This is a genomic window from uncultured Bifidobacterium sp. (assembly GCF_949292005.1).
Classification (GTDB): Bacteria; Actinomycetota; Actinomycetes; order Actinomycetales; family Bifidobacteriaceae; genus Bifidobacterium.
Map to the genome: position 1 here is coordinate 1 of NZ_CASEXV010000031.1, position 18,778 is coordinate 18,778.

General features: G+C 61.4%; 16 protein-coding genes, 1 tRNA gene and 2 pseudogenes. 5 read left to right on the forward strand and 14 right to left on the reverse strand.

Translation table 11 applies throughout. The features are described 5' to 3' along the window. Positions 1–142: 142 nt before the first annotated feature. A pseudogene (locus Q1X90_RS02435) lies at positions 143–927 on the forward strand (glycoside hydrolase family 32 protein); the annotation flags it as partial. 162 nt (positions 928–1,089) lie between these two features. Further along, on the forward strand, positions 1,090–1,437 hold the full coding sequence (locus Q1X90_RS02440; protein ID WP_300766198.1) for a GH32 C-terminal domain-containing protein: 348 nt from the start codon (positions 1,090–1,092) through the stop codon (positions 1,435–1,437). Between the two features lie 11 nt (positions 1,438–1,448). Here the strand turns inward: Q1X90_RS02440 and Q1X90_RS02445 are convergent, their stop codons facing one another. The 10 genes from Q1X90_RS02445 to fbaA all read right to left on the reverse strand — a co-directional run bounded on the left by Q1X90_RS02445 (position 1,449) and on the right by fbaA (position 13,480). Beyond that, positions 1,449–2,051 carry a YesL family protein gene (locus tag Q1X90_RS02445; RefSeq protein ID WP_300766167.1) on the reverse strand — a complete coding sequence of 201 codons (603 nt, stop codon included), beginning with the start codon at positions 2,049–2,051 and terminating at the stop codon, positions 1,449–1,451. Positions 2,052–2,123: 72 nt separating this feature from the next. After that, entirely contained in the window at positions 2,124–3,149 is a 1,026-nt protein-coding gene (locus Q1X90_RS02450) for a LacI family DNA-binding transcriptional regulator (RefSeq protein WP_300766169.1), read from the reverse strand. A gap of 268 nt (positions 3,150–3,417) precedes the next feature. Next, positions 3,418–4,674, reverse strand: a complete 1,257-nt coding sequence (locus Q1X90_RS02455; RefSeq protein ID WP_300766171.1) for an ABC transporter substrate-binding protein — start codon at positions 4,672–4,674, stop codon at positions 3,418–3,420. A gap of 227 nt (positions 4,675–4,901) precedes the next feature. Beyond that, positions 4,902–5,690 (reverse strand): ABC transporter ATP-binding protein, encoded by a 789-nt coding sequence (locus Q1X90_RS02460; protein WP_300766173.1) that lies wholly within the window; start codon positions 5,688–5,690, stop codon positions 4,902–4,904. Positions 5,691–5,731: 41 nt separating this feature from the next. Further along, entirely contained in the window at positions 5,732–6,736 is a 1,005-nt protein-coding gene (locus tag Q1X90_RS02465) for an ABC transporter ATP-binding protein (RefSeq protein ID WP_300766175.1), read from the reverse strand. Then, positions 6,729–7,712 carry a branched-chain amino acid ABC transporter permease gene (locus Q1X90_RS02470; protein ID WP_300766178.1) on the reverse strand — a complete coding sequence of 328 codons (984 nt, stop codon included), beginning with the start codon at positions 7,710–7,712 and terminating at the stop codon, positions 6,729–6,731. The genes Q1X90_RS02465 and Q1X90_RS02470 overlap by 8 nt, the downstream gene beginning before the upstream one ends. A 95-nt stretch (positions 7,713–7,807) precedes the next feature. Continuing rightward, the gene (locus tag Q1X90_RS02475; RefSeq protein WP_300766180.1) at positions 7,808–9,220 is read right to left on the reverse strand and encodes a carboxypeptidase regulatory-like domain-containing protein; all 1,413 of its coding nucleotides are present in this window, start codon (positions 9,218–9,220) and stop codon (positions 7,808–7,810) included. 136 nt (positions 9,221–9,356) lie between these two features. Further along, positions 9,357–10,958, reverse strand: a complete 1,602-nt coding sequence (locus Q1X90_RS02480) for a ClC family H(+)/Cl(-) exchange transporter (protein WP_300766182.1) — start codon at positions 10,956–10,958, stop codon at positions 9,357–9,359. Between the two features lie 75 nt (positions 10,959–11,033). Beyond that, positions 11,034–12,335, reverse strand: a complete 1,302-nt coding sequence (locus Q1X90_RS02485; protein WP_300766184.1) for an adenylosuccinate synthase — start codon at positions 12,333–12,335, stop codon at positions 11,034–11,036. An 80-nt stretch (positions 12,336–12,415) separates the two neighbouring features. Continuing rightward, positions 12,416–13,480 carry a class II fructose-bisphosphate aldolase gene (gene fbaA / locus Q1X90_RS02490; RefSeq protein WP_300766186.1) on the reverse strand — a complete coding sequence of 355 codons (1,065 nt, stop codon included), beginning with the start codon at positions 13,478–13,480 and terminating at the stop codon, positions 12,416–12,418. Between the two features lie 145 nt (positions 13,481–13,625). Here fbaA and Q1X90_RS02495 point away from each other — a divergent pair, with 145 nt between their 5' ends. The 3 genes from Q1X90_RS02495 to Q1X90_RS02505 all read left to right on the forward strand — a co-directional run bounded on the left by Q1X90_RS02495 (position 13,626) and on the right by Q1X90_RS02505 (position 15,640). Then, positions 13,626–14,333 (forward strand): nitroreductase family protein, encoded by a 708-nt coding sequence (locus Q1X90_RS02495; protein ID WP_300766188.1) that lies wholly within the window; start codon positions 13,626–13,628, stop codon positions 14,331–14,333. Continuing rightward, positions 14,330–14,716 carry a DUF1304 domain-containing protein gene (locus tag Q1X90_RS02500; protein WP_300766190.1) on the forward strand — a complete coding sequence of 129 codons (387 nt, stop codon included), beginning with the start codon at positions 14,330–14,332 and terminating at the stop codon, positions 14,714–14,716. Before Q1X90_RS02495 ends, Q1X90_RS02500 begins: the two co-directional genes overlap by 4 nt. Positions 14,717–15,118: 402 nt before the next feature. Next, complete coding sequence (locus tag Q1X90_RS02505) at positions 15,119–15,640, forward strand: hypothetical protein (protein ID WP_300766192.1); 522 nt, start codon at positions 15,119–15,121, stop codon at positions 15,638–15,640. A 163-nt stretch (positions 15,641–15,803) separates the two neighbouring features. Here the strand turns inward: Q1X90_RS02505 and Q1X90_RS02510 are convergent. The 4 genes and pseudogenes from Q1X90_RS02510 to Q1X90_RS02525 form a co-directional block, all read right to left on the reverse strand. Then, a tRNA-Gly gene (locus Q1X90_RS02510) sits at positions 15,804–15,877 on the reverse strand. Between the two features lie 94 nt (positions 15,878–15,971). Then, positions 15,972–16,907, reverse strand: coding sequence for a zinc metalloprotease HtpX (gene htpX / locus Q1X90_RS02515; protein ID WP_300766194.1), 936 nt, complete (start codon positions 16,905–16,907; stop codon positions 15,972–15,974). Between the two features lie 89 nt (positions 16,908–16,996). Then, positions 16,997–18,439 carry an FAD-dependent oxidoreductase gene (locus tag Q1X90_RS02520; protein ID WP_300766196.1) on the reverse strand — a complete coding sequence of 481 codons (1,443 nt, stop codon included), beginning with the start codon at positions 18,437–18,439 and terminating at the stop codon, positions 16,997–16,999. A gap of 77 nt (positions 18,440–18,516) precedes the next feature. Beyond that, positions 18,517–18,778, reverse strand: a pseudogene (locus Q1X90_RS02525) (heavy metal translocating P-type ATPase); the annotation flags it as partial.

Consider the following 18,778-nt stretch of genomic DNA (forward strand, 5'->3'; position numbering starts at 1 on the left):
ATCGAACCCGTACGTCACAACCAGAGCCAATTCGTGGATCCAATCCCACAAAGCCCGGACGCTTCCCGGCAAGGACGGCGCCTTTCGCCCCGGATACCACCTTTCCGCACCCGTCGGCTGGCTGAACGACCCCAACGGACTCATTCATTTCCAAGGCGAATACCACGCCTTCTACCAATTCCACCCGTATTCCCCCGAATGGGGGCCGATGCACTGGGGCCATGCCGTCAGCACGGACATGGTCCACTGGCGCGACATGCCTGTGGCTCTCGCTCCGGACGCCGTCTGGGACGCAGGCGGCTGCTACTCGGGAAGCGCGGTCGACGACGATGGCCGCCTTGTCCTCATGTACACCGGACACACCGATACCGTCGAAACCCAGAACATCGCGGTCAGCGACGATGGAGTTACCTTCGCCAAAATTCCAGGCAACCCGTCATACCATCCCCACCCGCCGGAAATTCAATCGACTTTCGCGACCCCAAGGTCTGGAGGCACGATGGACGTTGGTATGTGGTTCTGGGCGGATCCGACACCTCCAACGACGCCCGCGCGCTCATCTACCGTTCGGACGATCTTCTGAAATGGGACTACCTTGGGCCCATCGCACGCTCCGAGGGACATCTGGGACGGATGTGGGAATGTCCCGACCTTTTCGAACTTGATGGAACGCATGTCCTCCTCTTCTCGCCGGTAGGGATGGAGCCCCAGGGCATCCACTATCGGAACGCCTTCCAGACGGGATATCTCTGCGGCGTCATGGATTATGACCACGTGTCGTTCACGCCCGGCGACTTCGAGGAGCTGGACCGGGGGCACGACTTCTACGCCAGCCAGACTTTCATGACACCTGACGGACGACGTGTGTGCATCGCGTGGATGGACATGTGGCTGTCGGAATTCCCCGAACAGCGGGAGGGGTGGGCTGGCATGCTGACGCTTCCACGTGAGCTGCACGTCATGGACGGCCGTCTTCGCATGACCCCCGTCCAGGAGCTCCTTCAACTACGAGAGCCTCCGATCTCGACGCTTTCCGGAACGATGTCCGACGGACGGCATCTTGCGTCACCGCCGAACAATCGATTCGAGATGCTGTTCTCCTGCACGGATGAACATGCCCTCTCAGGAAGTGTCGGAATCCGTTTCGACTGGGGCGACGGCCATATCGACTTCCGCCGTGACGGAGACACGGGACGGCTGGTTCTAGACAGGGGAGGTGATGATGGCGAGCGCATATGCGAGCACCCCGGGGCGGACCATCTCGACCTTCGGATTTTCGTGGATAACTCATCCATCGAGGTCTTCGTCAACAGCGGCGAGGAGACCTTCAGCAGCAGGATCTATCCCACGGGCTCGATAACCGCGACGCTTATCGCCTCAACACCGACGATCGAGGCGGAATCAGTCTGCTACCCACTGAAAAAGGCGGCTCGCTAACCGGAGCGCCACTAATCGCGGCGCGGCCCCGCACCATCCAGCCGGAGCAGCACCGGGTTGTACAGCCACGCGCAGATGTATTGCGGAAGCGACACCCCCAGCAGGAGGATAAGAGGGATCGCGTACACCACGTACCTGATCATAACGACATACGAAATCCCCAGAACCAGAAGCATGGCGACGGTTCTGGGAAGGTTCCGCACCGCGATGACCGCAGCATTGCCGAATTGGCCACGAAGCGAGTTCTCATACCGGGAAACGAGAACGAAAAAGTACTGAGACACCGCGGCCAGAACCAATCCCGCCAAAATTACGATCGCCACAAGGACATCACGGGACAGCCCGGATCCGCCGTACCAAACCACCGCCAAGGCGTCGCCCCCGAGGACGATGGCCGCGGCGAGAATAATCAGCCACCCGAGTGTGGACTGGCACAGGTTCGCGCGGAAGGACCGGATGAACTCGCGTGACACATATCCCTCCTCATGCCGCACCATATGCCACAGAACGCTGTGCGTCGCGGTCAACGACGCCCCGATGGTGACGACTGGAAGGCATGCCACCACCGCCATGATCCTCAGAAAAGCATTGTCCTGGCGAAAGAACCTCGACATGGCACTCCTCTCACAATCACCGCGGCCTCACATGAAACGGGCAGAATCGAAGGCGGAGCGCCGCATCCTGAATCAGGATCTGGTCGTCTCCCCACGCACCAGGGACACCGGCACGACATCAGGCCTCAACTGGCCTCCCCCCTCGCGCTTGCCATCAGGATCATGGTCGATCGCATCAAGCATATGCGCGGCGATCACTGACGCGATGCCGTCGCAATCCTGACGAACGGCGGTGAGCCGCATGCCAGCGAAATCGGCAAGATAGGTGCCATCATAGGCGACGACCTGAAGATCCCCGGGAATGGACAGGCCACGCCGCAACGCCTCCTGAACGCAGTACGCGGCGCCGATGTCCGAACTGACCACCGCGTCGATGTCGTTCCACCGGGTGAACGCGTCATGGATCGCCTGGGCGTACGCGCTGGTGTCGCTCACGGAGCCGGCCTCGACGTAGTCGCAACGCACGGCGGACCGCAGGCACTCACGTTGGAGCGCCATGAAATACCTCACCGTGGGGAATGTCGTCCCCGACGCTATGGGCATGTCGTGGAACTGCGAGAGCGGGCCTCCGATCATCGCCACGTGGCGCACTCCGGATGGTATGAGAAGGCGCGCGATCATCATGCCACCCTGCTCATGGTCGGACCCCACCGACGCAATGCCGGAACCCAGATACCGGTCGAAGGCGACAATCGGACGACCGACGGACGTCCAGTAGCGTTCCGAATGGGCCGTGTGCGCGGCCATGACGAGCCCATCCATCATGTGACGTTGGGCCATGTCGACATACATCGCCTCTCCCGTTTCCGAATCGGCCGTCGAGCACAGAAGCGTCCTGAGTCCATGCTGCATGAACACATGCTGCAGGGAAGCGCTCAACGAGGAGAAGAACGGGTGGCGAATCGTCGGAACGACGACCCCGACCATATTGGTCCGATCATGATACAGATTGCGGGCAAGCTCATTGGGAACGTAATTGAGTTCCTGCATCGCGCGCTCAACCTTGGCGCGCATGGCATCCGAGACATAACCGGTCTGGTTGACCACAAGAGAGACGGTGCTCGCGGAAACACCGGCCTTCCTCGCGACATCACGCATACCGACAGCCACAGCGCAGCCCCCTCGCCCTCATGCTCCCAAAATCAGCCCGGCCCCGAAACCCGGCGGCAACAACGCCGGCCGCAACCAAATCCATCATTGGAATCATACTCAACACATGGGATGAAGGTCAGCGACACCATTAATGGGCGCGAAGCGGACAAGCGTTTCCCCCGCAGCCATGGCCAAAGCCACAGCTCCAGGGGAAAACGGCGGACCGAACCCGGCGGGGAGCCGGACCACAAGACGCTCCCCGCTAAGTGGCAGATCAGCTGGTCGGCACCTCACCGGTCTGGCTGGTCTCGAACGTCGGCTTGTTGTTGGAACCGAACTTGTAGATACCTATGGACGCGGAACTGGGATCGTTGTCCGAATTGAACGATCCTATTCCCGCCTGACCGGAGTACTGGATGGACTTCCCGGCCTTGAGAAGCGTGAGGCAGGCCTTGTACGTCGTGCACTTCGTTCCGCCATTCGCCCCAGACACCGCGGCCATGTTCTTTTGGACGGTCGCGCCGTCGACGGCCCCTCCCTTCTGTGCGGCCAGCGCGGCGAGCACGACCGCGTCATACGTCTCGGCCGCGTAGGTGAAGTTCACCAGAGTGGAGTCGATCGTCTTCAGGCGCTTCTGGAAGGCGTCGCTGGGATGCGCCCCGGGAATCGTCCCCTTCGCCCCCGTGAGGAGGCCGGCTGAGAAGGTGCTGGAGTAATCGGCGGTGTTGCCATCCGTCATGTACATCTTCTTGGTGCTCACTCCCTGTGCGGCCATCTCCTTGACGAGCGCCTTGGTCTGGTCGAACGCGATGACCAGCACCGCATCGGGGTTGGTCGCCTTGACCGCGGTGACCAAGGACGAGAAGTTGGTCTCCGAGGGATCGAAGGTGCTCTTTGAGCCATAGACGACGTTCACTCCGGCGGCCTCGACCGTTTTGACGACGACGCCACGCAGGCTGGTGCCGTACTCGTCGTTGAACACCTCGATGGCGAGGTTCTTCACGCCATCCTGGGCGATGAGGCTGCCCAGAACCGCACCCTGGACGGTGTCCGGCGGAACGGTTCGGAAGAAATAGTCGCTGATTCCCGAAAGCGTTGTTGAGGTCGCGCCGTTGGAGATCATGGGAACCTTCGCCTCCGTGACCTCCTTGTAGGTGTTCTTCACGACCGCGCTGGAGGGCGGTCCTACCATGACTGAGGGATTCTTGCTCAGAATGGACTCGGCGCCCGCCGTGTTCTGATCGGCATGGTCGGCATCCGAGGAATCCGCCGTGGCCGTCGTCGCATCCTTTCCGAGGACGCCTCCGGCCGCGTTGATATCCTTAACCGCCAGTTTGAAGGCCGCCACCTCCGCTGGTCCAAGATACGCCAGCGATCCGGTCTGGGGGAATAGGCCTCCCGCGACGAACTGCGCGGATGAACTGGAAGATGACAACCCCGATGACGACGCGCCACAACCCGCGAGCGCCATCGCGCCAGCGGCCACGGCCGCAAGCGCGGTGACCATCGTTGCTTTTCTGCTCTTCCTCATATTGCAACCTTTCTCTTCTCTCACTGATGCGGCCGCAATTGTGAAGCGGCGGCACGGCTGGACGAGGGCCACGGGGGACTCCCCACCCTTGAGAAACAAGGTATGCACTGGATGAAACGCTCAGATTCTGCGGATGTTTCCCTCAGGTGAAGGCATCGACGATTTGTAACACGGAACCGGGCGAGAAGTTTTACGGCATGGCCTCCGACTGTCAAGGACGCGGAATGTCAACGGCCCTCCTCCTCGACCTCCTCCTCAAGGTTGCCCAGATACAGAGAAACGACCTTCGGATCGTTGAGAAGGGAACGGCCCGCTCCCGAATAGGCGTTCCTCCCCTGATCGAGCACATAACCCCTGTCGCAGATCTGCAGGCACCGACGGGCGTTCTGCTCCACAATGACAACCGACACCCCCGCTTTATTCACCTGCCTGACCCTGATGAACGTCTCGTCCTGAAGCATCGGTGAGAGGCCTGCGGACGGCTCGTCCAACAGCAGAACCGACGGGTCCATCATCAGAGCGCGCCCCATCGCCACCATCTGGCGCTCGCCCCCCGACAGGGATCCGGCCACCTGATCGCGCCTGTCGGCCAACTTGGGGAAGATGGACGCCACATAGTCGAACCTCTCGGCGAATTTTGCCGGCTCCTGATACGCCCCCATCTGCATATTCTCCTTGATGGTGAGGGAGGGGAACACGTTCTCCGTCTGAGGGACGAAGCCCACGCCACGGGACACGAGCTTGTCGGCCCTCATGTTCGTGATGTCCTCCCCCTTGAGCGTCAGGGTTCCGGACGAGACGTGCACCAAGCCGAACAGCGACTTGAGAAGCGTCGATTTGCCAGCTCCGTTGGGACCGATGATTCCGACGATCTCGCCGGAATGGAGGACCAACGAGGCGCCATTGAGAATGTTGACTCCCGGGATATACCCGGCCACAAGATCCGCGGCCTCCATCAACGCGTCGTCCCGCGTCGCGTCCTCAACCGCCGCCGGGGACTCCTTCACCATATCCATCACGCACCTCCTTGAGTACCGTGGGCTTTGAGCACCCTGGACTATTCCGTCGCCGCGCCCATCGTCGCCGCATCCATCTCCAACACGCTCTCGTCGCCCAGATCGATGTTCGCGTGCGATCCCAGATATGCGTCGATCACCGCCTGGTCGTTCATAACCGTTTTCGGCGGTCCTTCGGCGACGATCTTCCCCTGGGCCATCACCGTCACCCAATCGGCGATGTGCCGGACCATGTTCATGTCATGCTCGACGAACAGCACGGTTGTCCCCTGCTCGCGCAACGAGACGATATGGTCGAGAAGCGACTGCTTGAGCGCGGGATTCACGCCGGCCATCGGCTCGTCGAGCATCACCATCTGCGGATCGCTCATCAGCGCGCGCGCCATCTCCAGCAACTTGCGTTGGCCACCTGACAGCGATCCCGCATAGTCGTTCTTCTTCTTATCCAGCAGAAAACGGCTCAGAAGCGTTTCGGCCTTGTCCATCACCGCCTTTTCGCGGCGGCGCCACAGCGGCGGGATCAATGCGCGGAACATTCCCTCACCCGGCTGGTCGGGAGCACCCAACAGCATGTTCTCCATCACCGTCAGACGGCTCATCACCTTGGTCAGCTGGAAGGTGCGGACCATGCCCATGCGCGCCACCTTCTCCGGGGACACACTTGCCAGCTCGACGCCGTCGAAGGTCCAGGATCCGGTCTGAGGCCGGTCGAAGCCCGTCATCAGATTGAAGAACGTGGTTTTGCCGGCACCGTTCGGCCCGATCAAAGCTGTTATTCCATGCCTTTCGATTTCGAAGTGCCCGACGTCAACCGCGGTCACCCCGCCGAAACGACGCGTGACGCCATCCGCCACAAGAATCGGGTCGGGCTTGTGCACCCCCGGCTCGGCACGCACGAAGGCGAGATCCTCCTGCACCTTGTCTCCGTATGCCGTGGATATCAGCCCTTCACCCTCGGGAGCCTTCGTCGCCCACGTGGCCAGATCGTAGAAGGGGGCGGCGGGCTCGGTCGCCCCGGCATCGTCAATATGCGTTGTGTCAGACATTGAACGCCAGCTCCTTCCGGTCTCCCAGGAGGCCCTGCGGTCTGAAGATGACCAGACACATCAGGGCGATCCCGACGATGACCCATCCCAACGCCTCCACCTGGTTGGACGAGATGATGGTCTCGGGTATCGCCGCCCTCATCAGCTCCTTCGTGAAGGTGAGGATGACCCACAGAAGGCACGACCCGAGAATCGGCCCCAGCACCGTCGCCGCTCCACCCAGAAGAAGAATCGTCCATGTATAGAACGTGACCTGACGCCCCAGCGAATCCGGCTGCACGGAGCGCGGAAGGACGAAGAGAATCCCCGCCAGGGCGCCGAAACCGCCACCCAGGATCAACGACTGCAGTTTGAACTTCGTCACCGATTTCCCCAACGAGCGAACTGCGTTCTCGTCCTCGCGAATTCCTTTGAGCACGCGCCCCCAGGGCGAATGGAACCATCGCCATGTCAACGCCACAGCCAACGCCACCAGAGTCCACGCCGCAATCCTGATCCACCAGGAGTTCGCGGTGTTGTTCGAGTACGTCCAGAGAAGGAAAGTCGTGCGGCCGTCGGGCAGAAGGGACGACGATTCGAACTTCGACGTGAAGTCCTGCGGCGAGATGCCTCCCGATCCGCCCGTCAGCCAGGTCAGCGACGTGGACCTGCCGATTATGCGGATGATCTCGGCGGAGGCCAACGTGACCATCGACAGATAGTCGGGGCCAAGCTTGACCGTGGGAAGTCCCAGAAGCACCGCATATATGGCCGCGAGCGCCAACGCGGCGAGAACAGATCCCAGAAGGCTCCATCCCATGCTCTGCGTGACCGCGAAACCGTACGCCCCCAGAAGCATGAACCCTGCCTGCCCCATATTCATCAGGCCGGTCATGCCAAAGTGGACGTTGAGTCCGATGGCAGCCAGCGCGTAGGCCGCCGTCGTGGGGGCGAGAAGCTCGCCCAGGGAATTGCCGATTACCGCTGTCAGATCCATAGTCGGCTCCTTTCCGTGATAGCCGTTTCCCAATCACCGACACCCGCCATCAAATCGCTCTGTCCGGGCCTGTCGTCGCCATGTCGAGCCATGTCTCACCCCACCCGCTGACGTTTGCCGAACAACCCCTGCGGACGGAAAAGCAGCACGATGATGAGAATGGCCAAAGCGCTCGCGTACCGCATGTCATTGGGAATGATCAAAGAACTCATATCAGCGACGACACCGATGATCAGCGACCCCACCAGCGCGCCGTTCGCGGTGCCCAGACCCCCCAGCGTGACCGCCGAGAACATGAGCAGAAGCAGCAGGGCTCCCGTGTTCCAGGCGACGCCGTTGAGGTATATGCCGATCAGAACACCGGACAACGCGGCCAAGGATGTGGACATGATCCACACCACCCGCACCACGCGCTCCACGTTGATGCCCGACGCCGCCGCGAGGGACGCGTTGTCGGACACGGCCCGCGTGGCGCGTCCGGTCCGCGTTCTGTAAAGGAAGAACGTCACGCCGGCTATCACCGCGATCGCCAGACCGGCCGACAGCAGCGTGGGGGCATCGGTGGTGATCGGGCCAATCTGGAAGCCCCCGGGAACATCCACTGTGATGCCCAAAGTGCTACCGCCAAAGAAGAATTGGTAGGTGTATTGGAGCGCCATCGACAATCCGATGGTCACGATCATCTGCTGCATCGTCCCCACATGGCGGCGACGCAACGGCGCCCACACCAGATCGTTTTGGATCCATCCGGTCAGACCGCCGACGAGGATGGCGAACAGTGCGGAGGCCCACAGCGGCATGTGCATCATCTGCGTTCCCACATAGGCCATCAGTCCGCCGAGAGTGACCTGCTCACCGTGTGAGAAGGAGCTCAACCCCGTGGTGCCATAGATGAGGTTCATGCCCATGCTCATCAGTCCGAGCATGAGGCCGAAGATCAGTCCTGAGAACAACTGCTGCCAGAACCGCGAACGAACGGTGGACCACCACGTCGACTGTCCAGATCCCGTTGATTCCTCGGAGGACGAGGAGGATTCGGACGATGCCGTTCCCGAACTCGACGAGGACGAGGACGCGGACGAGCTGGACTCGTCATTGGACTTCGACGAGGCGGCATCGAAGCGCACCACACCGCGCTGAAGGCTGAAGCTGCTCTTGTTTATCTTCACCGTGGCCGAGGATGCTGCCAAGCCGTATTTGCTCGCCACCGAGGAGTCGATGGTCACCGTGTACGTGCCGTTGCTCTCCACGGAGAACGCCCACCGGCCATCACTCGCGCTTGTCGTCGTGGCCTTCTCCGTCCCGGAAAGCGTGATGGTCACCCCTGCTATGGGTTTCTGCGAGGTGTCCTGAAGCAGTCCGCTCACGCATCCGTTCGTCGCCGTGGGATTGCACACATCCACGGCTTCGGCGGCCTGGCTCTGAGCCGGAAACACCAGAAAAGCCACGGCAAGAAGGATGGCGGGAATAATGGCCGACAGCCACCGCGACCGGGTTTCAACCCTCATAAGCGCGTCCTCTCTCTGCATCGTTTCTCACACGCTATGCAGAGAAAGACCCCGAGCGATTGCCCTCAGGTTTCACCCTCGTTACCGAGGAGCGCATTCCGTAACCAGAACGAAAAAGCGCGGCTCCACGCCACAATCATGACCGGCCCGTCCCACACAGGGAGTCCATGTCCGCGCGGACCTGGGTGACCTGCGCCGCGGGGAACATGAGGAGGAGATAATCGCCGGCCATCATAACGGTCGTCGCCGTCGGGACTATCTCGTCGTCGCCCCGACGAATGTCCACAACCGCCGCCGAGGACGGCCAGGCCACATCGCCCAGACTCCGGCCGGCAAGAGGGCTCCCGACCTCGACCCCGAACTCCATGACCGCGTTGCCCGATTCGCGCCCCCTCGAATCACGCAGGCTTCCGGCCGCCTCATCCGGATGGGAATCCACGTACCGGTCCAACAACGCCGAATAAATGGGCTTGATATGCAACAGGTCGGACACGAAAAGGGCCGCGAACGCGCAAGCCGTGACCGGAAGCATGTGGACCAGCGTCCCCGACATCTCCACGGTCAGAAGAATCGACGTGACCGGAGCCTTGACGGACGCCGCCAGCGTCCCGGCCATCGCGCACACGGCGAACACCGCGACGTGACCGGACGGGACGCCCGCATGACCGGCGAGGATCCCCACCACGCTGCCCGTCAGGGTCCCGGATGCGAGTATCGGCATGAAAATGCCTCCCGGAACCCCGCTCCCGAAGCTCGTCGATGTGAACAGCATCTTCACGGCAAGCAGCACCAGAAGAAAACCCACTCCGCTGGTGGCACGCTCGGCGAAGCCAATGAGGTCCTCGCCCCCGCCAAGCGCCATCGGCAGCCATATTCCCACCGGCAGCGCCACCACAAGCGCCACAAGCGGGCGCGCGGGCGCGGAAATCCTCGAGTACGCCGTCTGGAAGCCCAGAAGCATGATGTTGATGAGGGATCCGACAAGACCGGCCGCGATGCCCAATGGCACCATCCACAGATATTCGGTCAACGACAGCTGGGAGAGTCTCGTGAAGTTGAGGACCGGCGTCAGGCCGAACCAGTATTCCGACACGAAATCCGCGCTGAGCGATGCGGCTGTGGCGGATAGCAGGATCATCGGCGAGAAGCTGCGGTGAACCTCCTCCAATGCGAACATCATTCCCGAAAGGGGCGCGTTGAACGCCGCGGACAGACCAGCCGCGGCCCCGGCGGTCATCAGATAGTTGGATTCGATCCCACGTCGTCCCATGGCACGGGACGACGCCTGACCCGTTGCCGCGCCGATCTGTATTGACGGACCCTCACGTCCCAGAGACAGGCCGAACATGCCGCACAGCAGACCACCCACGAATCGGACGAGAAGAATCCTCAGCCATGTCATGTGCATTCCGCGGAGCACCACACCCTCGACCTGAGGAATACCGCTTCCGCCCGCCATGGGTTCCCAAGCGACCAGAAAGGCGACGAGCAATCCCACGGCGATGGCCGCGCAAATCCACACGCCAATCCATCGGGGATCACGCAGAATCATGGCATAGCCACGCCGTGCCGCAACAGTCCCCGCGTCAATGCCCTCGCGGTACAGGGACACGAGCATCCCCACGATGATTCCGCACAGCATGGCGCGCAACGCCATTATCCACTGGGTCCGTCTCAGACGGGACAGCAGACCGCCCAGATCCTCGTACCCATGTCGAATGTCCCGCGGTCCACGCACTCGCCACGAACCCCCTCACAATCCGACCCAACCTGAATACACGGGCCGGACACTCCTCCACGCGATGACGGCGGCTCAGTCAACAAGCGAATGGATCTCAATCACATGATCGCGCTGTGGACCAGTGCCGATAAGCGATATGCGGCATCCGGAAAGCTCCTCGAGACGCCTCACATAATCCTGGCAGGTGCTTGGAAGATCCTTGAAGGAGTGAATGGTTGAGATGTCCTCATCCCATCCGGGATGCATCTCGTAGACCGGCTTGGCCGTGGCGAACTCCGCCTGATCGACGGGCATGTCCTCGCACCTCTCATGGGTGCCATCGGCATGTTCCACGTCATAGGCCACGCAGACGGGAATCTGCTTCAGACCCGTAAGAACATCGAGCTTCGTAAGAACGATGTCGGTCAATCCGTTGACCTGAGCCGCGTAACGGTTCACCACAGCGTCGAACCATCCGCAACGGCGAGGACGGCCTGTGGTCACACCGAACTCATGTCCCTGACGACGTAGCCACTCCCCCTGCTCATCAAGAAGCTCCGTGGGGAACGGCCCCTCACCCACACGGGTCACGTATGCTTTGGACACACCGATCACCCTGGTGATCTTGGTCGGCCCCACACCGGTTCCCGTGCAGGCGCCTCCAGCCGTGGGATTCGATGACGTCACGAAGGGATAGGTCCCGTGGTCGACGTCCAGCATCGTGGCCTGTCCACCTTCGAACAGCACCGTCTTCCCCGCGTCCAGCGCCTTGTTAAGCACTAGGGACGTGTTGGCCACATATGGGCGCAGGCGCTCGCCGAGCTTGAGAAGCTCATCGGTGGTCTCATCCACATCGATGGGCCGGCGGTTGTAAAGCTTGACCAGCATCTGGTTCTTCTGGTGAAGGCTCGCCTCGACCTTGTCGCGCAGATGCCCCTCATTGAAAAGATCATGGACGCGAATCCCGACGCGGTTGATCTTGTCGGCGTACGCCGGACCGATTCCCCGGCCCGTCGTGCCTATCCGCCGCTTGCCCAGAAAACGCTCGGTCACCTTGTCGATTACGCGGTGGTATGGCGCGATGACATGCGACTCCTCGCTGACCAGTAGTCTGGAGCAGTCCACGCCACGGGCCTGCAGTCCGTCGATCTCCTCGAAAAGGACCTCGGGATCGACGACGACGCCATTGCCGATGACCGGAGTTACTCCGGGACTGATGATGCCGCTGGGAAGAAGGTGCAGCGCGTACGACTCATCACCCACCACCACGGTGTGGCCGGCGTTGTTTCCTCCGTTGAACCGGGCCACATAGTCGACATGGGAGCCGATCAGATCGGTGGCCTTGCCTTTGCCTTCATCCCCCCACTGGGCGCCAATCAGAACAATTCCGGGCATACCGCACCTCCTGAACTCGAATTCCGCCGGAATCAGGCTATCGCGAGCGCCCTACACAGAACCGCCGGGCCGAGCACCCCTCACCGCAAAGCGCGGCCGGCCGATCCCAGCTGCTCACACGCTCGCACGACCCTCTGGGCCATCGCGTCCTCCGCCGAGCGCCCCCACGACCGTGGATCGTAAAAACGCTTGTCGCCCACCTCGCCATCCACTTTGAGAACCGCGTCGTAATGGGCGAACATGTGTCCCGCCACCGCCCGCGTGAAGGCGTATTGGGTGTCCGTGTCGACGTTCATCTTGACGACGCCATAGGAGACGGCCTCGGCGATCTCCTCCGGCGCGGACCCTGACCCTCCATGGAAAACCAGATGGAACGGCTTCCCCGGCACCAGAGCGGACGGGTCCACATCCGGGAAGGCGCCCGCCCGCGCCCTCGCGTCCACCTCATGCTGGATGCGCCCCAGCAACGAGGGACGCAGCTTGACAACCCCCGGCTTGTATGCGCCATGGACGTTGCCGAAGGTGAAGGCCGCCATGTAACGGCCGCGCTCACCCAACCCAAGACGCTCCACGACCTTGACCGCATCCGCCGGCGTGGAGTACAACCGCTCGTCGATGTCGGCCCGATGCCCATCCTCCTCGCCGCCCACGGCTCCGATTTCGATCTCCAGCACGGTTCCCGCCGCGCGACATAGATCCAACAGATGTCGAGCCATGGTGAGGTTCTGGGCGAGGGGGACACTCGATCCGTCCCACATATGCGACTGGAAGGCCGGTTCCTGGCCGTGACGCCTCTGATCGATCTCCCGGTGCAGCAACGGCAAAACCCAGTCGTCCAGATACTGTGGCGCGCAATGATCCGTATGCAGTGCGACCGTGACCCCGGTGTATCTGGATGCCACCTCTCTCGCGAAGGCCGCGAAGGCCAGCGATCCGGCCGCCCTGTCGGCAAGGGCCTTGCCGGACAGATACGCGGCGCCTCCCACCGACACCTGGATGATACCGTCGGAATCCGCCTCGGCAAACCCCTGCAACGCGGCGTTCAGCGTCTGCGTGCTCGTAACGTTGATGGCCGGATAGGCGTATCCACCCCGCAATGCGGCGTCCAACATCGCGGCATATTCCTCGCTTGTGGCAATGGTCATGGCTCCATTATCCTTCGAAAAGACGCTCGGGCGGACATCACGACGCGTGACCACGCTGTACGCGCAAAGGTCCGGCCGTCCATATCCCGCCGATAGGATTGCGGTGCGACCGTGACGACATTGGGACGAGAGGACACGACAAACCATGACAGACCAACCAGCGAAGGATCAGGATAACGCCAATCGCATAAGCCTTTCCGAGGCCATAACCAGCCGCCGGTCCGTGCGCAATTTCGACTCCGCCGTCCACATTACCCACGATGAGCTTCTGGGAATGCTCGACGAAGCGGCGCGGGCGCCATCCTCCGTCAACATGCAGCCCTGGCGCTTCCTGATAGTCGAATCCGAGGAGGCCCGTAAGAAACTCCTTCCCTTGATGCGTCTGAACAAACGCCAGACAAGGGACGCGTCCGACCTGATCGTCATCTTTGGGGATCTCGAATGCTACCGCAAGGCCGAGGAGATCTACGGGCAGGCTGCGGAACGCGGAATACTACCCAGGCTGATGGCCAAGGCGCAGCTTGCCGCGATCGTTCCCGCATACCGCAAGTTCACCCGTGAGAAGATGACGCGAGTCGTCCACATCGACTCCAGTCTCATGGCCATGCAGCTCATGCTCGTGGCACGCGAGCACGGCTACGACACGAATCCGATAGGGGGATTCGAGGAGGACCGGATAGCCGAAACGTTCGGCCTTGATCCAAACCGTTATGTGCCCGTGATCATCCTCGCTGTCGGCAAGGCCGCAAAGCCCGGACACGAATCCTATCGGCTTCCCGCGCGCGAACTAATCTGGTGGAACGACGCCCACGGCACCGAGCCAGGGCAGGGAGAAGAGAAGGAACGGTTATGATTGTCGCCACTGCGATCGCCGCCACAGCGGCGGGATTGCTGCACGTGTTCATCTTCACGTTGGAGTCCATCCTGTGGGATTCGGACTTCGCGCGCGGAGTGTTCTCCATTGCGGATCCGGAGGAGTCCCGCGCCACGCGCTCGATGGCCTTCAACCAAGGCTTCTACAATCTGTTCCTCGCGGTGATGGCAATCGTGGGCGCGATTCTCGCACTGACCGGGGGAAACTCCGCGGGCATGGCGCTGATTATCGCAGGCACGGGCTCGATGACCGCGGCCGCGCTTGTCCTCCTCCTTTCGGATCCCACAAAACGATCCGCGGCGTTCAAGCAGATGGCGCTGCCGCTGCTCACTCTGGTTCTGTTGGCGATAAGCCTTGTGTGATGCGTTCGGCGCACCAGCGAGCTGTTTCTTGAGGAGAGGATGAGGGTGGTTCGATGGGAATCGAAGTACCCTCATCCTCTTGAGTGTTTCACACGTTTCCGGACACAATGGACAGCTGCGATCGGATAGCTTTCGACGATTCCGTTATCATTCGCCATCATTCGCAGGCCCCACCCGACGACCTGCTCAATGTGGCCACTGCCCAAGAGAAACGATGGGTGACATATCCAACGGCATATGTCAATGCTTCACTGTTACCCATGGTCTCACTGAACTGCCTTTCTTGGATTTCCACGGTTTCCCAGTAGACGGACACACGAGCGCGGCATTCGCCATGCCCCAGGACAGCCGCAAAGGCATCTACATCTACCGATTCAAAGACGGCACCTACTATGCCTCAACATGGCAGCCCGCTACGTGCAGCACGTGCATGAATATCATCATGAATCGACGTGCGTCGATCACGTAATTATCTACGCATGGTTTGCCTGGCTGCCTGATTCCATGAACGCCGACGAGCTGGACGATGCGGAGACCCGCACTATCATCTGGGCAGAATCCCAAGGCTGGGAGCTTCACAACAAACTCAAACAAATAGGCCACAAGGCGAGGGAACCGTCATCATACAGTTGCATGACGAAGCAGGCCTGGAATTTTGTCTGGAATCGCGAGGAACGCACAATCAACGCACTTCCCACCGCCACGCTTCCCGAAGCGACCGTAAGCCAGCGACGACGCTATAAGAAACTCACAAACCTACCCGGATACGACGAGCTGCTTGAAACGCTTGCGCTGTACGTTCGACACACGCACACGCTACTACCGGAACTACAAAGAACTTGCACAAGCAATGGCGGAACCGGCGACACTGGCATGGTGCTGGCGGCTCAACGTAGAACTTATGCGCCAGACCATCACACCTAACACACGCGGCAACAACCCACTACTCGCGGGGGCGGTCCTCAATCGTACGCTGGACACGATTCCGTTGCCCGATTCCGGGGATTGTTATCACCGCGTTATCATTCGAACCCTCGGGCGACCTCTGAGGGGCTTGATAAACGTTGGCATGAAGTCATTCCGGCAATGGAGCGGATGACGGGAGTCGAACCCGCCTCTGAAGCTTGGGAAGCTTCCGTTCTACCGATGAACTACATCCGCGGATGCCCATCTTTCAGGCATACAAATGGATACTATAGCACGACTCCCCTCGGCCGTCACGACCTCATCCGGCATCGGAAGCCACGTCGTTCCATCACCGGAACGACGACGTTCCGTGTGGACCGCGCATCTCGGACGCACGCATCTCACGCGCCATCTGCATCAGCCGTGAGATGCGGTCGGCAGTGGATGGATGAGTGGAGAACAGCCTGGAGAGCCCCCCTGCGGAGAACGGATTCGCGATCATCATGGCCGACACGGACTGCGTCCCCGCCGTCTGCTTCATGGGACGCTCGCCTGCACCGATGGTGATCTTGTTCAACGCCGAGGCCAGGGCCTCGGGGTCCCCAGTCAGCCTGCTACCGTCCTCGTCGGCGTCGTACTCGCGCGTTCGTGAGATGGCCATCTGTATCAGCGCGGCTCCGATGGGTGCGAGAATCATGCTCAGAATCAGCCCGATGGCCCCCAACGGACTTGAATCCCGGTCGCTTCTGCGGCCTCCTCCCAAGTACATCAGCGAGTATCCCAGATAGGTGATGACGGTCGCCATGGCGGATGCTATTGCGGAGGTGAGGATGTCATGGTTGTAGACGTGCATGAGCTCATGGCCGAGGACCCCGCGTAGCTCGCGCTCGTTGAGTATTTCGAGGATTCCTTGGGTGCAGCAGACCGCCGCACGGTTCTCGTTACGTCCCGTGGCGAAGGCGTTGGGGCTTTCAGTCGGCGCGATGTAGATGCGTGGCATGGGCTTTCCCGCCTTGGCGGACAGCTCACGCACGATTCCGTAAAGCACAGGCGCCTCCTGCTCGCTGACGGCACGCGCGCGCATGGACGCGATCGCTAGCCTGTCGGAGAACCAGTACGATCCGAAGGTCGTCACCAAACCGATGACGATATACACGCTCAACGTGGAGGTGGTGCCATCCGCCAGCCACCATATACCCATGATGATCGCCCACATCAGCCCAAAAAGCAGGGTGGTCTTGAGGCCGTTGAAATGGCCCCGCACATGCACGTCGCCGTCACTCATGCGTAAGAGCCTATCCACGACCGCTGAACAATTGCTGGACGTTCTCCGAGGGAGCAACCGTCATCGGCAGGACGAATCGAACCGAGCCCTCACCCGCGGGCCAAGCCCCGCATCTGCTCGGGATCAATGACCTTCTTGTGCTCCCGGCCCTCTTTGGCCCCTTGCGACCTTTCGAAAGCGTCGATGCGCTTCCATCCGGCGAAATCGATGGGCGACACCCCTCGCTGGGCAAGCAGACGGTCAACGGATTCGGGATCGCGGTCGGATGCGATTCTTCCCCCATCGGCCGCCGCGGCAAGATCCTCAAGCATATGTGTGACGATGGCGAGCGCGTCCGATTTCGTCGATCCGATCAATCCGACGGGGCCGCGCTTGGCCCATCCCGTCGAGTACAGCCGTGGACGGACGCTTCCGTTCTCGGACGCCTCGGTGAGAATCCGCCCCTCGCTGTTGGCAAGAGTGGCCCGACGTTCGTCATAGGCGATCCCCGGAGCGGCGGCGGGCTTGTATCCGATCGCATGATAGACGGCCTGCACGGGTATGTCCTTGAACTCGCCGGTCCGCGTCATCGTCCCGTCGGCGCGGGTGACGGTGCGTTCCACGCGAATCGCGGCGACCTCGCCGTCCTCGCCGACGATCTCGACGGGGGCCGTGTTGAAATGCAGGAAGTACTTCCGATCCGCGGGATTCCCTTCGAAGTCGACGTCTCCGTCATCCTCCATGTCCTCGGCCATCTCCCGGATGGCGAACAGCTCCTCGACCATCTGGCGAGTGAGCTTGTCGCGCCCGGCCGCCTCGACGGTCTCGTCATCGAGATCGAAATCGTCCTCGTCGATGATCAACTGGACTCCGGGAAGCTTCTCCAGCTCGCGAAGCTCCTGCACCGAGAACTTCGCCTGGGCGACTCCACGACGGACGAGCAGATGGAGCTCACGGGCCTTGTTGGCCTTGATGCCTTCGTATACGTTATCGGGAATGTCGGTGCGACTTTTCAGATCGTCGGCGTCGCGCATGAGTTCGCGAGCCACGTCCATCGCGACGTTGCCGCCGCCGATGACGGCCACGCTCTCCGCGTCCAACGGCCACCGCCTGGCTCCCGTGGGATACCCGTCATACCATTCGACGAATCTCGCCGCCCCGTAGACGCCGTCAAGCTCCGTTCCGGGGATGGGGAGAGGTTTGTCCTCGACCGCGCCCGTGGCGAACAGGACGGCGTCATAGCGCTCGAGAAGGTCCTCCAGCGTCAGATTCCTGCCGAATTCGACGTCGCAGTACAGATGAATGTCGGGATTGTCCAGCGTCTTCTCCAACGCGTCCGCGATGAATTTGATGCTCGGATGATCGGGCGCCACGCCATAGCGAACCAGACCGAACGGGACGGGAAGCTTCTCGAAGAGATCGATGCGGGCTTTGTCGCCCAATCCCATGTCCGCGCCGATCTTGCGCAGTTGACGCAGGAGGATGTCGGATGAGTAGACGCCTGCCGGGCCGGCGCCGATGACGGCGATGCGAAGTTCAGAGTTCTCAGTCACGCGCTCTAGCCTAATGCAATCGGCGCCATTATGTCAGGGCCCTCCGCGGTAAGCCCCAACGGCTCCTCCTCCGTCCGTTATCCCCTGTCGCGCGGAAGCGGAACGTCGATCAGCGCGGTGAGGGCCCAGAGGATCGACCCCACGTCGATCCCCTCCTGAAGGAACGCGCCCACCACGACGGGTATGAGGTCGAATGCGGCGGCGGCCATGCCGAGAAGCGCCAGCAGAAGTCCTCCGGCCACCGCCTGAAGCATCACGTTCATGGTTCGTCGGGCTATCGACAGGGCCCGGTACACGGAGGCGATGTCGTCGTTCATGATGACGGCCTGGGCGGAATCG

Bases quoted from the DNA above. Each gene is read 5' to 3' on its own strand.
- Q1X90_RS02440 (WP_300766198.1), top strand. From the start codon at position 1,090: ATGCTGTTCTCCTGCACGGATGAACATGCCCTCTCAGGAAGTGTCGGA.
- Q1X90_RS02445 (WP_300766167.1), bottom strand. From the start codon at position 2,051: ATGTCGAGGTTCTTTCGCCAGGACAATGCTTTTCTGAGGATCATGGCG.
- Q1X90_RS02450 (WP_300766169.1), bottom strand. From the start codon at position 3,149: ATGCGTGATGTCGCGAGGAAGGCCGGTGTTTCCGCGAGCACCGTCTCT.
- Q1X90_RS02455 (WP_300766171.1), bottom strand. From the start codon at position 4,674: ATGAGGAAGAGCAGAAAAGCAACGATGGTCACCGCGCTTGCGGCCGTG.
- Q1X90_RS02460 (WP_300766173.1), bottom strand. From the start codon at position 5,690: ATGGATATGGTGAAGGAGTCCCCGGCGGCGGTTGAGGACGCGACGCGG.
- Q1X90_RS02465 (WP_300766175.1), bottom strand. From the start codon at position 6,736: ATGTCTGACACAACGCATATTGACGATGCCGGGGCGACCGAGCCCGCC.
- Q1X90_RS02470 (WP_300766178.1), bottom strand. From the start codon at position 7,712: ATGGATCTGACAGCGGTAATCGGCAATTCCCTGGGCGAGCTTCTCGCC.
- Q1X90_RS02475 (WP_300766180.1), bottom strand. From the start codon at position 9,220: ATGAGGGTTGAAACCCGGTCGCGGTGGCTGTCGGCCATTATTCCCGCC.
- Q1X90_RS02485 (WP_300766184.1), bottom strand. From the start codon at position 12,335: ATGCCCGGAATTGTTCTGATTGGCGCCCAGTGGGGGGATGAAGGCAAA.
- fbaA (WP_300766186.1), bottom strand. From the start codon at position 13,480: ATGACCATTGCCACAAGCGAGGAATATGCCGCGATGTTGGACGCCGCA.
- Q1X90_RS02495 (WP_300766188.1), top strand. From the start codon at position 13,626: ATGACAGACCAACCAGCGAAGGATCAGGATAACGCCAATCGCATAAGC.
- Q1X90_RS02500 (WP_300766190.1), top strand. From the start codon at position 14,330: ATGATTGTCGCCACTGCGATCGCCGCCACAGCGGCGGGATTGCTGCAC.
- Q1X90_RS02505 (WP_300766192.1), top strand. From the start codon at position 15,119: ATGGCAGCCCGCTACGTGCAGCACGTGCATGAATATCATCATGAATCG.
- htpX (WP_300766194.1), bottom strand. From the start codon at position 16,907: ATGAGTGACGGCGACGTGCATGTGCGGGGCCATTTCAACGGCCTCAAG.